Below are 14,647 nucleotides of genomic sequence, written 5' to 3'. Positions count from 1 at the left end.
CTCTTAATTCGGGCACCCCCGGCGGGCGGGGTGGCCCTGCCCCCGGGGCTCAGGCCGACGCGGCCGTCTGTTCGTGCACGGGAAAGGGCTTGCTTGACTGTTGACCCCTGAAGTGGGTGTCGCTAATCTCCACGAGAAATTATCCAAGGATTCTGCGCGAAAGTTTCGTTCTCGTCCCTTGGGGGAGCTCATGCGGAGACTGGTCCAGAGGTTCCACAGGCAGGGCGCACGGCTCATCCGGCTGGGTGCGACCGTGGCGCTGACCGCAGCCGCCACCGGCCTGGCCGCCACTCCCTCGGCAACCGCGACCCCGGCCGCGATCACCGCGTCCGTAGCCGTCGACGCGGGCCACACACTGGCCCGCATCCCCAGCACCGGGGTGGGGACGAACGTCGCGGTCTACGACGGCAACATGAACCACCCGGCCGTACCGGGCCTGCTCAGGGACGCCGGCGTTGGAGCGGTCCGCTACCCAGGCGGCAGCTACGCGGACGGCTACCACTGGCAGACCCACACCGTCGAAGGCGGCTACGTCGCACCCGGCACGGACTTCGACACCTTCATGGGAACGGTCCGAGCCACCGGCGCCCAGCCCATCATCACCGCCAACTACGGCTCGGGAACCCCCGACGAGGCGGCGGGCTGGGTGCGGTACGCCAACGTCACCAAGAACTACGGGGTCAAGTACTGGGAGATCGGCAACGAGGTCTACGGCAACGGTGAGTACGGCGCCACCTGGGAGACCGACCACCACTCCAGCCACAGCGCCACGACCTACGCCACGAACCTGCTGCAGTACGCCTCGGCGATGAAGGCCGTCGACCCGACCATCAAGATCGGCGCGGTTCTGACCACCCCGGGCGCCTGGCCGGACGGGATCACCGGCCCCGGCGACTCGGCGGACTGGAACCACACCGTGCTGTCCATCGCCGGCTCGAAGATCGACTTCGTGGTCGTGCACCACTACCCGATCGGCAACAGCCAGGCCGACCTGCTGACCAAACCCCAGACCGAGATCCCGGGTATGGCCGCCACCCTCCGCTCCCTCATCAACCAGTACGCCGGCACCAACGCGCCCAACGTGGGCATCGCGGTCACGGAGGCCAACGCCAACGCCTACAAGGACACCTCGCCCAACGGCCTGTTCGCCCCCGACGAATACCTGACCTGGATGGAGAACGGCGCGTTCACCCTCGACTGGTGGGACCTGCACAACGGCACCGACTGCAGCAAGGTGACCACGGTCGAGGGCGCCAGCGACTACGACGACGGCGGGATGCTGTCCAGTGGCGCGTCCTGCGAGCCTCCGCTGAACACCCCGTTCCCGCCCTACCACGGAATCCGGATGATCACCCGGCTGGGAGCACCGGGTGACGCGTTGGTCCAGGCCCAGAGTTCGACGGCCCTCGTCTCCGCGCACGCGGTCCGCCGGGCAGGCGGTGACGTGGACGTCATGCTCATCAACAAGGACCCCGCCAACGACGCCCAAGTCACCCTCGCCTACAGCGGGTTCACCCCGGCATCGGCCACGCCGCAGGTGTACTCGTACCTGAAGAACGCCACCTCGATCGGCGCGGCCGTGAAGGGCAGTAGCGGCCGACAGACCGTGCCGGCCTATTCGATCGTGGTTGTGCAACTGCACCCCGCCCGCTGACTCCGACCGCTGCCGGTCCGAGAACCGCGGACCGGCAGCGGCCATGTGCGGTCAACCCCCTCGAAAGGACCCCCATTGTCGAGCGCGCCCGAGACGGGCAACACCCTCAGCAACCCCGTCGTCCCGGGATTCCACCCCGACCCGAGCATCTGCCGGGTCGGTGCGGACTACTACCTGGCCTGCTCCAGCTTCGAGTACTACCCCGGTGTCCCCGTCTTCCACAGCCGTGACCTGGTGCACTGGACTCAGATCGGCAACGCCCTGGACCGGCCCGGCCAACTGCGGCTGCCGCCCGGCACCTCCTCTTCCGGCGGGCTCTACGCACCGACCCTGCGCCACCACGACGACCGCTTCTGGCTCGTCGTGACCAACGTGAGCGGCGACGGGAACATCCTGTTCACCGCCACCGATCCGGCCGGCCCCTGGTCGGACCCGGTGAGGCTGCCCGGGGTGCAGGGCATCGACCCGGACCTCGCCTGGGACGACGAGGGCAACTGCTGGTGCACTGTCGCAGGCGTCAGCCAGATCCGCATCGACCCCCAGACGGGGGAGACCTTCGGCGAGCCGCGCCGCCTGTGGTCCGGCGCACCGGGCGCCAAGGCCCCGGAAGCGCCACACCTGTATCACATCGGCGCCTACTGGTACCTGCTCATAGCCGAGGGTGGCACCGAGCGCTGCCACGGCGTCTCCATCGCCCGTTCCCGTACCCCCGACGGCCCGTTCGAGCCCTGCCCGGACAACCCGATCCTGACGCACCGCGGCACCGATCACCCCGTCCAGAACACCGGCCACGGAGACCTGGTGCAGGGCCCGGACGGCTCCTGGTGGATGGTGTTCCTCGGCGTCCGGCCCCGGGGCGGAACTCCCGGCTGGCACGTCCTCGGCAGGGAGACGTTCCTGGCCCCGGTGACCTGGGTCGACGACTGGCCCGTCGTCGGCGAGGTGTCCCTCGCCCTGTCCCCGCCCCCGTGGCCCCTCCAGCGGCCCGCCGCCGCGCCGGTCCGGGACGACTTCGAGCTCAGCGAACTCGCCCCCGTCTGGATATCGCTCCGTTCCCGGCCCGTGGAGCACTACAGCACCAAGGAACGGTCCGGCTGGTTGAGTCTGCGCGCCCGGGGGGCATCCCTCGACGACCCCGAGGCGATCTTCGTCGGCCGTCGGCAGCAGCACCTGTCCTTCCGTGCGAGGACCTCGGTCGACCCGGCGGAAGGACGCGGCGGTCTGGCCGTACGCCTCGACGAACAACACCACTACGAGATCGAGGCGACAGCGAGCGAGGTTCGGGTGATCGCCCGCATCGGCCCGCTGCGCACGGTGGTGGCCTCCCACCCGGTGACCGGCGCCGCCCCGGTGGTACTCGCGATCGAGGCGGCCGTCACCCGGCAGGTCACCGACGCCCGCCAGGGACCAGACACCCTCGCCTTCGGCGTGCAGGACCCGGAGGGCGTGTTCGTCGAACTCGCCGCGCTCGACGGCCGCTACCTGTCCACCGAGGTGGCCGGCGGCTTCACGGGCCGCGTGATCGGCATGTACGCCGCGGCGGGAACGGTCCACTTCGACTGGTTCGACTACGTGCCACTGGAGGACTGATGCCGGCTTGCCGCGTCCTGAACAGTCCTGGGTCGGCCGCGCGCTTGTACGGGACCGGCCCCGCGTGGGCGCTCTGTCAACACCCAAGCGAGTGCCTGCACGGCAGGGCAGGGCCAGCCAGTCCGCGGCACGACGGTGGTGGGAGCGGCCCGCCGTGTGTCAGGGCACGGCGGGCCGCGGTCGGTGGTACCGGGAGCCGTCCCGGTTATCGGGCCTCGGCCGGGCCGGCGGGTGCCTCGCTCATGGCCATGAGCTCTTCCAGCAGACCGGACGGCAGCTCCTGAGTTAGGAACGCGAGGAACTGACGGATTGCCATGGATGACAGCAGACGCAGCGCGTCGGCGTGGCCCTGCGCGGCGGCGGAGGCCTCCTGCTCGGTCATTCCCGTGGTCATCGCTGCGGTCAGAGCCGGTCCGACGGTGGGATGACCGAACCACTCGCCGATGGACGAGTCAAGGGTGAGCGGTGCCCCCACCACGGTGTCTCCGGGCAGTCGGATCTCGGCGGTGGTGATCACGTCGTGGGCGTTGTCGGCGAGTTGGACCAGATACCGGCCGGGCGCCACGGTCCAGCCGACGCGGGTGATGTCCCAGTAGGCGAAGGCGCGCCGGTCCAGGACGATCTCCACGTCGGTGCTCTCGCCGGGCGCGAGCGCAACCTTGGCGAAGCCGCGCAGTTCCCGGACCGGTCTGTTGACCGGACACGGGGGCGGGGCCACGTAGATCTGCACGACGTGCTTGCCGAACCGGTCGCCGGTGTTGGTGACGGTCACGGTGACCGTGACGATGTCCGTGCTGTCGGCGGTGACGTGGAAGCCGGTCGTGTCGAACGTGGTGTAGCTCAGGCCGTGTCCGAACGGGTGGCGGACGGCGACGTCGGCCGTCTCGTAGTACCGGTAACCGACCATGACTCCCTCGCCGTAGCGGACATGCCCCTGCTCGCCCGGGAAGTTGAGGTACGACGGGGTGTCGGCCAGTCGGAACGGGATGGTCTCGGCCAGCCGGCCGGAGGGGTTGACCTTGCCGGTGATCACGTCGGCGATCGCGCCGCCCGCGGCCTGGCCGGGAAGCCATGCCTCGATCACGGCGTCTATGTCTTCGTACCAGCCCTCCAGGGAGACCACTCCGCCGTTGAGCAGCACCACCACGGTGCGGTGGGCGACGCGGGCCACGGCGCGGACCAGCTTGATCTGCTCCAGCGGCAGGAGGAGATGTTCCCTGTCGAACCCCTCGGACTCGTCGGCCTCGTGGAGTCCGACGAACAGGACAGCTGTGTCGGCACTCGCGGCCAGTGCGACGGCTTCCTCGCGCAGCCGCCGGGCGTCGGCCCTTTCTGTACGGCTGTACCCCTGGGCGAAGCTGATCCTGGCGGCAGGGAGCAGGTCGCGCAGTTCGTCCACCGGGCTGTCGACCCGTGCGGAGTTGACATGGGAGCTGCCACCGCCCTGGTAGCGCGGAGCCGTCGCGAACTCCCCGATGACGGCGATCCGTTCGGTTCCCGTCAGCGGCAACGTCCGGTCGTCGTTCTTGAGCAGTACGAGACAGTCGGCGGCGGCTTCACGGGCCAGCCGGTGATGGGCCTCGAAGTCCACTACCGGTGGTTCAGCCTCGGCACGGGTCCGTGCGGCCAGGCCACGCAGTCGTGCGACGACGGTGTCCACGACGGCTTCGTCCAGCGCTCCGGACCGGACGGCGGCGGCGACCTCGGCATCGGTGCCCCGCCGGCTCCCGGGCATCTCCAGGTCGGTGCCGGCCAACAGCGCGGCCACCCGGTCGCCGACGGCCCCCCAGTCGGAGACGACCAGGCCGTCGAATCCCCATTCCTCGCGCAGTACCTGAGTGAGCAACCACTGGTTCTCGGCCGCGAAAGTGCCGTTGACCTTGTTGTAGGAGCACATGACAGTAGCCGGGTGTGCCTGTGCCACGATGCGTTCGAACGCGGGGAAGTAGATCTCCCGCAGGGTCCGCTCGTCGGCGTCGGCGCTGATCCGCATCCGGTCCGTCTCCTGGTTGTTGGCCGCGAAGTGCTTGACCGAGGAGCCCACACCTTGGCTCTGCACACCCATGACATGTGCCGTACCCAGGACACCGGTGAGGAGCGGATCCTCCGAGAAGTACTCGAAGTTGCGGCCGCACAGTGGCGAGCGTTTGATGTTGACGCCGGGGCCGAGCAGGATGTTCACGCCCAGTGCGCGCGCCTCGCGGCCGAGTGCCGCTGCCACGCGGGTGACGAGGTCGGGGTCCCAGCCGGCGGCGAGAGCGACGGCGGGCGGGAAGCAGGTCGCGGGCTCGCTGTCGTACAGTCCGAGGTGGTCGGCGTCCTGGCGCTGGCGGCGGACACCGTGCGGACCGTCGCTCAGGACGAGCGAGCCGATCCCCTCTCGTTCGCACGATTTGGTGGTCCAGAAATCCTGGCCCGAGAGCAGTGCGGTCTTGTCGCCGAGATGTCGCTCGGCGGCGCTGTGGTCCTGGGCGGTCGCCATGTAGGGATTCCTTGGGGGAGAGGCTATGAGAAGGAGCGAAGCATCAGGCCGTTGTCCCCGGCGCCAAGCCCGGTGGCCGACGTCGTGGTGTCGGCCGTCCGGGGTGTCTCGAAGCCCGGCGTAGCCATCACTGGAGGTGCGTTCGCAGGAATCGCAGGGTGGACTGATGCAGTCTGGTGCGGTGTGGGACGCTGCCCCAGGCGTGGTCCGCCCCTTCGACGACTTCGAGTTCGGCGTTGCCGTCGTAGTGGTTCAGGTAGCGGCGCGCGTATTCGAGGGGCGCGATCTCGTCCTTGTCGCCGTGCAGGATGTGAACCGGGCCGGTGTACGGGCCGGACCGCCCGTAGACGTCGAGACCGGCGATGTCCGCGACGAGCGCGGGACTCATCCGGTATCCGTCGGCGTCGAAGTACCCCTTCTGTTCGATCTGCGCCGCGAGGCTGCGGCCCTTGAGATAGCCGCTGCCGATCTCGAACGGCGCGACGGCGGCCGGCGACCACAGGCACAGCGCGCTGATCCGCGGCTCCTCGGCCGCCGCGATGCCGGCGACCACGCTGCCCATGCTCATGCCGACCAGGGCCAGCCTGTCCGGGGCGACGAAGTCCAGGTTGCGCACCGCCCGCAGTACCGCGCGGGTCTCGGCGATCTCGCCGGTGATGGTCACGTCGAAGAAGTCGCCGTCGCTCTCGCCGTGGCCCGACAGATCGAACCGGACCGAGGCGATGCCCGCCGCCTCCAGCAGTCTGGACATGCCGACGAAGGACGGCAACTCCAGCCGGTTGGAGGTGAAGCCGTGCACGAACACCGCGGTCGGCCACCGGGTTCCCGGCGGGCCCTCCGGGACATGCACGGTTGAGCGCAGGGTCAAGCCGTGGTGGTGGAAGTCGTGATGGCAGATCACAGGGTGGCCCTTCCGGTCGCTTCGGGGTAGGGGTGCTCGGCTGGGCGGGTTCGGGGTGGGCGATGTACGCGAGCCTCCACCGATTCGATGGTCCCGGCGTCGAGCGGAAACCGCACAGCGTGGTGTGTCGACTGCCGGCTACGGGATGCTGCGCTTAAACGCGCCACTTAAACGTGTATGTATGCTGAGCCGGTAAGTTAGCCCCAGGCCGCGGGCTTTGACAAGAGGTCCCTCAGAGGGGGATGTATGACCGGACCCGGCCGCAGACGTGTCACCAGTGGCGATGTCGCTCGCGAGGCCGGAGTCTCCCGGGCGACGGTGAGCTACGTCCTGAACGAGACCCCTCATCAGAAGATCCCCGAAGCCACGCGTCGACGGGTCCGGGAGGCGGCGGCTAGGCTCGGTTATGCCCCGTCGGCCGCTGCTCGCTCGCTCCGCACGGGTCGCTCGGACATCGTGCTCGGCCTGCTGCCGGACTGGCCGATCGAGCACGTCATGGGTCGGCTCGTCCAGCAGTTGACCCGCGCCTTCGCCGAACACGGGCTCACCTTCCTCGTACATTCGACAGGTCACCCGGCCCGCCCCCTGGGGGAGGTCTGGAAGGCCCTGACCCCCGTGGCGTTGCTGGCGCTGGGCGAGTTCGCCGAGCCGGAGGCCGGTGCCCTGCGGGCGGCGGGGATCGAGGTCGTCATGGCTCTGCACGGCTCGGAGCGGGGCCGACGACGGGCCCCGCTCGTGTCGGAGGAGCCGATCGGCGTGACGCAGGCCCGTCATCTCGTGCGTTCGCACGGCAGACTCGGCTATGCCTACCCGGACCTGCCGGGACTCGACGCCCTGGCCCGGCCGCGGCTGGACGGTGTCCGCAAGGTGTGCGTCGAACTCGGCCTGCCGGAACCGGACGTCCGGGTCGTGTCCTTCGAACATGACGGCGCGCTGGCGGCGGTGCGGGCCTGGCGCGCCGCCGGCCCACCCGTCACGGGCGTCTGCGCGTTCAACGACGACGTCGCCTTGGCGGTACTGGTCGCCCTGCGGTCCCTGGGGCTGCGCGCCCCGCAGGACCTGGCCGTGATCGGCGTCGACGACACCTCGGCGGCGGCGCTGGCCCAGCCCCCGCTCACCTCGGTCGCCCGCGACACCGAGGTTGTCGCGCGGGGGCTGGTACGCCGTGTCGTCGACAGCCTCGACGGAAAGCCGGCCCCGTCCGGTCCTCTCCGGGACCCGCTCCGGTTGCGGTTGCGGGCGTCGGCCTGAACGGGGCGAGTGACCGGAAGTGCGACCGGCGTCGAAGGGGCCCTGATGCGACGGCTGTTCACTCGGCGCCCGGCTGTGGCCGCACGGAAGGGGCCCGCTTCCGGCCCGCCGGAGCGTGCCGTCCGACATGCACCGCGGGCGTGAGTCCAAGGCCCGCGTCGTAGCAGGTCGTGCGCTGTCGCGGGGCAGCCGGGGTCGGTGGCCGTCACGCTCGTCGCCGTCGTCGTCCCCGAAGTCCGCGAAAACCGCCGTCTCCCAACCCCTTGCGCAATGCGGGCGACACGGTTACGTTACCGGGCACTGGCTTAAACGTGTAAGCGAAACGTGCCAGCTACTCGACGGTAACGCTTGGTGAAGCGACTCCGCGGACTCGCGCCCCGCCCCGGACCCCGCCACCACGATGGCCCTCCGCCACGCACGTCACGCTCCCGGCCCGCCCTCCCTCCAACGGAGACCTCGATGAAGAGAAGCACCGTCCTCCAAGCCTCGATCGGCGTGGTCGCGGCACTCGCACTCGCTGCCTGCGGCGGCGGAAAATCCGACAGCGGCGGCGCCGCCCTCGACAACGTGACCCTCGGCATGTCCTCGGCGCCCAACAGCCTGGACCCGGCCCAGGTGGCCACCGGGCCCTTCCTGAACTACGTCGATCCGGCCTACGCGACCCTGCTGACCCGCAACGCCGACGGTACCCTCGCGGCCGGGCTGGCCGACAAGTGGGGCTATGTCGGCAGTGGGAACACCACGTTCCAACTCCGGCTGCGCAACGGGGTGAAGTTCGCCGACGGCACGCCGATCACCGCTGCCGACGTCGTCAACTCGTTCAAGTACTTCGCGAAGGGCAGCGGGCCCAACGCCTCCTACTTCCGCCCTCTGACCTTCTCCGCGAAGGACAGCTCGACGGTCCTCATCAAGAGCCCGACACCCAACCCGGACATGGGCGCACTGGTCACACCCCAGTTCCTGGGCGGCGCAGTCATCAGCCCGGCAGGACTGACGGAGCCGAAGAAGCTCGCCTCCGCCACCTTTGGCGCCGGGCCGTACGTCTACAGCGCGGCGCAGTCGGTCTCCGGCGACCACTACGTCTTCGTACCGAACAAGAACTACTACGACCAGTCGGCGATCCACTTCAAGAAGATCACCGTACGGGTGATGCCGAACGTCAACTCGCAGGTCCAGGCACTGAAGTCCGGACAGATCAACTTCATGTTCGGCACCCCGGACACGGCGCCGACGATCGCCGGCAGCAGTTCACTCGACACGATCAAGAAGCCCACCACCTGGGCCGGGCTGTTCCTCCTCGACCGTGCCGGCACCGTCGTCAAGGGGCTGTCGGACGTGCGGGTCCGGCAGGCGCTGAACTACGCGGTCGACCGCGACGCGATCACGAAGGCGGTGTACGGCGACTACGGGACCCCGGTCGACCAGCCGGCGATGCCGGGTTACGACGGCTACAGCCCCGACGTCGCCAAGCTGTACCCCTACGACCCGGCCAAGGCCAAGGACCTGCTGGCAAAGGCGGGTTATGCGAGCGGGCTGACCATCCCGGTGAACTACGGCTCGTTCGACCCCACGACCAGCAAGCTCGTGCAGGCCGTACAGGGGCAACTCGCCAAGGTGGGCGTCACCTTGAAGCTGACCGCGGCCACCAACTTCGGCGGCTGGATCAACGACCTTCTGACCAAGAAGTTCGGAGCCACCGTGCTCTCACCCGGCCAGGGCGGCGACTCGAACTTCTACGCACAGCAGGCCGGGTTCACCAAGACGGGCATCATGAACGTCTTCGGCGTGGACGACCCTCAGGTCGACGCGGCCTACACCCGGCTCGCCACGGCGGACACCCGGTCCAGGGACGCGGCGTCGAAGACCCTCACCGACGTGATCACACGCCAGGCGCTCGCGCTGCCGGTCTCCGGCGCCGACCTGATCGTCATGTACGACAAGAAGCTCCGCGGCGTGGAATTCACCAAGGGCAGTGCCCTGCCGACGTCCGTCACCACGTGGACAGCCGGGTGATGCGGACCCATGCTCCCGATCATTCTCCGCAGGCTGGCGCTGTCCGTCCCGCTGCTGCTGGTCGTATCGGCGATCACCTTCCTTCTCGAGTCGTTCGTGCCGGGCAACCCGGCACGGACGCTGCTCGGACTCAACGCGACACAGGAGCAGTACGACGCCCTGCGGGCCGCCCTGCACCTCGACCGCCCCGTCGGGGCGCAGTACTGGCTCTACCTGCGCGGTGCCCTGCACGGTGACTTCGGGAACTCCCTGTTCACCGACGAACCCGTGCTCGGGCTGATCGGACAGCGGCTCCCGGTCACGCTGTCACTGGTGATCGGGGCGACCGGACTCGCGAGCGCCGTGGGCATCCTGCTCGGCGTGTACAGCGCGACGCGCGGCAGGCTCAGCCGCAGGCTGGTCGACATCGTGTCCCTGCTGGGCGGCGCACTGCCCAACTTCTGGATCGCGCTGCTGCTGGTCGCCGTGTTCGCCGTCAAGTTCGGGCTCTTCCCCGCCACCGGATACACGCCGTTCGCCGATTCCCCCGGACAGTGGAGCGCCGGCCTCGTCCTGCCCGTGGTCGCTCTCGCCATCGGCGGTGTCGCCATGATCGCCAAAGTCACCCGAGACGCGATGCTGACCACCCTCGGCCTCGACTACATCAGAACGCTCAGAGCGTCCGGGGCGCGGCCCGCGTCGATCATCTGGAAGCACGCCCTGCGCGGATGCGGGCTACCGCTGGTGACCACGATCGGCCTGACGATGATCGCCTTCATCCCCGGCACGATCCTCATCGAGAACGTCTTCACCCTGCCCGGCCTGGGCACCACGGTCGTGGACGCGACCAACCAGCACGACCTGCCGGTCGTGCAGGGCGTCGCCCTCACCTTCACGGCCATGGTCATCGTGGTGAACCTGCTCGTCGACGTCCTGTACGGCTTCCTGAACCCCAAGGTGCGTGCGCAATGACCGCTGTACGCCTCCTTCCGACGGCGCGATCACGAGCGAGGGCCAACCCCCTCGCAGGCCTCCGACGCCGTCCCGTCACCGCGGCCTCGTCCCTCGTGGTCGCCGGTGTCTGCCTCGCCGTGCTGGCCGCCCCGCTCCTGGCGCCGCATCCGCCGCTCGAACAGGACCTCACCAGTGCACTGACCGGTCCGTCCGGACACCACCTCCTCGGCACCGACGGCCTCGGCCGCGACGTGCTGAGCCGGCTGCTCTACGGAGGGCGCCCGGCCCTGCTCGGCGTCGGCCTGGCCGTCCTCGTCTACGCAGTGGTCGGCATGACCCTCGGCGTCGTGGCCGGCTATCTACGCGGCTGGACCGACCGGGTCATCGTCTCCATACTCGACGTCCTGCTCTCGGTCCCCGCGATCATCGTCACGCTCGCCGTCCTGGCCATCTTCCACCAGAGCAACATCGCGGCCATGCTCACCATCGGCTTCTTCGCCTCCGCCAACCTCGCCCGGATCATCCGCAGTTCGTGCATCGCCCTGCGCGAGGAACTGTTCGTGGACGCGGCCAAGGTGTCCGGGCTCGGCCCGGCCCGCATCATGGTCCGCCACATCCTGCCAGGCCTGGTGGGGCAGTTGCTGGTCCAGGTGTGCCTGTTCGCCGGTATCGCCCTCGCCATCCAGACCGGCCTCGGGTTCCTGGGACTGGCCACCCCGGCACCCGCGCCCAGTTGGGGCGGCATGGTCGGGGACGCGGCACAGGTCATGCAGCAGGACCCCTACCTGCTGCTCGTCTCCGGAGGCCTCATCGGCGTCATGACCATCTCCTTCGGACTGCTCGGTGACGGGCTTCGCGACCTCGAGGAAGACCGGCGCAGGGCGACCGGCGGCGGCTCGCCGCGGCCCGTGCGCGTGCCGGCCGGACCCGATCCGGAGGGCCCGTCCGGCGAGTCGTCGGACGTCCCGCCGGACTCGCAGTCGGACGACGCCGTGCTCGCCGTGCGCGACTACTCGATCGCCTTCGCGACCGCGCAGGGCACACGTGTCGTCGTCGACTCCGTCGGGTTCACCGTGCGTCCCGGCGAGATCTTCGGACTGGTGGGGGAGTCCGGCAGCGGAAAGACCGTGACGGGCTTGTCGCTGCTCGGGCTGCTGCCTGCCAACGGAGCGGTGACGGGCGGCTCGGCCTGGCTGGCCGGCCGGCGGATCAGCGGCCTGCCGGAGAAGGAACTACGGCACCTCCGCGGCAGCGAGATCGCCCTGGTGTCCCAGGAGCCCATGATGGCCCTCGACCCGTACTTCACCATCGGCTCGCAGTTGAGCGAGATCGTCCGGCGGATCGGCGGCGTGTCCGGCGGGAAGGAAGCCGTCCGGCAGCGGGTACATGAACTGCTGACCAGCGTTCATCTGCGCGAAACGGACGACGTTGCTCGTCGGCACCCGCACGAACTGTCCGGCGGCATGCTCCAGCGCATCGCCATCGCCATGGCGCTCGCCGGTTCGCCGAAGGTGCTGATCGCCGACGAACCCACCACCGCCCTGGACGTCACGGTCCAGGCGGGCATCCTGGACCTGCTCCGGTCACTGCGCGACGAACGCGGGACGGCGATCATCCTGATCACGCACGACCTCGGGGTCGTGGCAGACACCTGCGACCGCGCGATCGTGATGGAACAGGGCCGCATCGTCGAGGAAGGCGCTGTCGAGGACATCTTCTACCGGCCCCGACACCCCTACACGACCCGGCTCATCCAGAGCACCCCCAGCATCGCACCCATCGAGGGCAGGATCGCGTGACCGGTACACCCGTACTCCAGCTGGACGGCCTTGCGGTCCGCTACCCGGCCCGCGGCCTGCGCAAGCCCCCGACGACCGTCATCGAGGACGTCTCCTTCGACGTCGGACAGGCCGAGACGGTCGCGCTCGTGGGCGAGTCCGGCTCCGGCAAGACCACCATCGGCAAGGCGGTGCTGGGACTCACCCCGGTCAGCGCCGGACGTGTGCTGCTCGACGGGCAGGACATCACCCGTCTGACCGGCCGCGCCCGCCGCTCGCTGGCCCCCGACATCCAGGCCGTTTTCCAGAATCCCTACGGTTCACTGAACCCCGCGCTGCCGGTGGGCCGAACGCTGGCAGAGCCTCTGCTGACCGGATCGAGCCGGACACGCCAGGAGGTCCGCGAGCACGTGACAGGTCTGCTGCGCAGGGTAGGCCTGCCGGAGGACGCGGCCGACCGCTACCCGGCCCAGTTCAGCGGCGGTCAGCGCCAGCGCATCGCCATCGCCCGGGCAGTCGCCCGAGAACCGAAGATCATCATCTGCGACGAGCCGACCAGCGCCCTCGACGTCACCACGCAGGCCGCCGCGCTCGACCTCCTCGCCGAGCTCCAGCAGACCCTGGGCTGTGCCTACCTGTTCATCACCCACGACCTCGCCGTCGTGAAGGAGTTCGCGGCACGCACCCTGGTGCTGCAACAGGGCCGCATCGTCGAGGAGGGCCTCAGCGCAGACGTGTGCGTCAAGCCCCGGCACGAGTACACCCGTCGACTGGTGGCCGCCGCCCCCGTCCCGGACCCGGTCCTGCAGCGCACGCGCCGCAGACAGCGGACGGAGGCGGAGGCGACCGCTCGATGAGCTGGGTGGCAGCCGAGGTGAAGGGGCTGTCCTCACCGCTGTGGGGTCAGGTGGATTCCCGGATGCGGATGCCGAGTTCGTCGCGGACGGGCTCGGCGGGAATCTGCTTGCCGGCGAGGGTGTCGACGACTCGGCGGGCCATGCTGCGGGCGATGGTGTTCGTGTCGCGGAAGACGGTGGTGAGCGGCGGCTGGGCGAGTGCCGCGTTGGGGATGTCGTCGCAGCCGATCACGGCCAGGTCCTGTGGGGCGCGCAGGCCGAGACGGCTCAGGCCCGCGAGCACCGCGAGAGCGATGTCGTCGTTGAAAGCGCAGACGCCCGTCACGGGGGTGTCGGCGGCGAGCCATGCCTCCACCGCGTCGGCGGCGCCCCGGGCGTCGAGGGGTACGGTCCGGACGTCGGGATCGGGCAGGTCCAGTTCGGCGCAGACCTTGCGGACGCCGTCGAGCCTCGGCTGGGCCAGGACATCGAGGCCCGGCAGGTCGGGGTAGGCGTAGCCGAGTCGCTGGTGGTATCCCGCGAGATGCCGTGCCTGCAGCGCGCCGATCGGCTGCTCGGCCACCAGGGCGGGCCGGGGTTCGCCCCCGGTCGAACCGTGCATCGTCATGACCACCTCGATACCGGCGGCCCGCATCGCCCGGGCCTCCGTATCGGCGAGCTCCTGCAGGGCCAGTACGGCCGCCGGCGTCACGGATTTCCACAGCTCCCGCAGGGGCCGGGCGGGATGGGCCGATGAGTGCACCACGAAGGTCAGCCCGTGCTCGGCGAAGGCGTTGGTCAGCTGCTGGATGAGGCGGCCCAGAACATGTTCGATCGGCCAGTCCGGCAACAGGCCGAGGACGATGTCGGAACGTCCCATCCGCAGGGCCCGCGCGGCGGCCGAGGGGGCGTAGCCGAGGCGGGCGGCGGTGTCCCACACTCGCTGCCGGGTGGTCTCGGGGATCTTCTGATGAGGTGTGTCGTTGAGGACGTAGCTCACCGTCGCGCGCGAGACTCCGGCTTCCCGCGCCACATCCGCGCTGGTCACCCGTCTGCCGTCGGACACTCCGGTCACTCCCGCCCCTGGTCGTACTCTTGTCAAAGCCCCATGGCCGCCGTTAGCTTACGGGCCAAGCTACCTGACTGGCTCGCGTAAGTGAAACGAGTAGGTAACTGCATTGAGCCCCCTCACCTTCGTGCCCGGACGAT

Annotated in this window: 10 protein-coding genes; 7 read left to right on the top strand and 3 right to left on the bottom strand. The window is 69.6% G+C overall.

The genetic code is table 11. The annotated features are described in order from the left end of the window. Positions 1–190 precede the first annotated feature (190 nt). Both ACIRR9_RS41720 and ACIRR9_RS41715 read left to right on the top strand, forming a co-directional pair. Entirely contained in the window at positions 191–1,654 is a 1,464-nt protein-coding gene (locus tag ACIRR9_RS41720; RefSeq protein WP_403763592.1) for a cellulose-binding protein, read from the top strand. Positions 1,655–1,729: 75 nt separating this feature from the next. Continuing rightward, positions 1,730–3,244: a glycoside hydrolase family 43 protein gene (locus ACIRR9_RS41715; protein ID WP_403763589.1), complete on the top strand. Its 1,515-nt coding sequence runs from the start codon at positions 1,730–1,732 to the stop codon at positions 3,242–3,244. 205 nt (positions 3,245–3,449) lie between these two features. Here ACIRR9_RS41715 and ACIRR9_RS41710 read toward each other — a convergent pair whose 3' ends face one another. Both ACIRR9_RS41710 and ACIRR9_RS41705 read right to left on the bottom strand, forming a co-directional pair. Further along, positions 3,450–5,726: a glycoside hydrolase family 3 C-terminal domain-containing protein gene (locus ACIRR9_RS41710; RefSeq protein WP_403763586.1), complete on the bottom strand. Its 2,277-nt coding sequence runs from the start codon at positions 5,724–5,726 to the stop codon at positions 3,450–3,452. A 127-nt stretch (positions 5,727–5,853) separates the two neighbouring features. Beyond that, positions 5,854–6,594 (bottom strand): alpha/beta hydrolase, encoded by a 741-nt coding sequence (locus tag ACIRR9_RS41705; RefSeq protein WP_403763583.1) that lies wholly within the window; start codon positions 6,592–6,594, stop codon positions 5,854–5,856. A gap of 279 nt (positions 6,595–6,873) precedes the next feature. On the opposite strand from ACIRR9_RS41705, the gene ACIRR9_RS41700 reads away from it, so the two are divergent. From ACIRR9_RS41700 to ACIRR9_RS41680, 5 genes are all read left to right on the top strand, one after another. Then, on the top strand, positions 6,874–7,878 hold the full coding sequence (locus tag ACIRR9_RS41700) for a LacI family DNA-binding transcriptional regulator (protein ID WP_403763580.1): 1,005 nt from the start codon (positions 6,874–6,876) through the stop codon (positions 7,876–7,878). A gap of 459 nt (positions 7,879–8,337) precedes the next feature. Then, a complete protein-coding gene (locus ACIRR9_RS41695; RefSeq protein WP_403763577.1) occupies positions 8,338–9,891 on the top strand; it encodes an ABC transporter substrate-binding protein in 1,554 nt (517 codons plus the stop codon). A 9-nt stretch (positions 9,892–9,900) separates the two neighbouring features. Further along, entirely contained in the window at positions 9,901–10,842 is a 942-nt protein-coding gene (locus ACIRR9_RS41690; RefSeq protein WP_403763574.1) for an ABC transporter permease, read from the top strand. Further along, positions 10,839–12,623 (top strand): dipeptide/oligopeptide/nickel ABC transporter permease/ATP-binding protein, encoded by a 1,785-nt coding sequence (locus tag ACIRR9_RS41685; protein WP_403763571.1) that lies wholly within the window; start codon positions 10,839–10,841, stop codon positions 12,621–12,623. Before ACIRR9_RS41690 ends, ACIRR9_RS41685 begins: the two co-directional genes overlap by 4 nt. Then, complete coding sequence (locus ACIRR9_RS41680; RefSeq protein WP_403763568.1) at positions 12,620–13,459, top strand: ABC transporter ATP-binding protein; 840 nt, start codon at positions 12,620–12,622, stop codon at positions 13,457–13,459. Before ACIRR9_RS41685 ends, ACIRR9_RS41680 begins: the two co-directional genes overlap by 4 nt. Before the next feature lie 46 nt (positions 13,460–13,505). On the opposite strand, the gene ACIRR9_RS41675 is transcribed toward ACIRR9_RS41680, so the two are convergent. Beyond that, on the bottom strand, positions 13,506–14,504 hold the full coding sequence (locus ACIRR9_RS41675; RefSeq protein WP_403763565.1) for a LacI family DNA-binding transcriptional regulator: 999 nt from the start codon (positions 14,502–14,504) through the stop codon (positions 13,506–13,508). Positions 14,505–14,647 lie beyond the last annotated feature (143 nt).

It is taken from the genome of Streptomyces sp. NPDC101234 (assembly GCF_044767525.1).
GTDB classification, from domain to species: domain Bacteria; phylum Actinomycetota; class Actinomycetes; order Streptomycetales; family Streptomycetaceae; genus Streptomyces; species Streptomyces sasae.
Note: the sequence above shows the minus strand (reverse complement) of the source record. Positions and strands in the feature narration are given on the sequence as shown.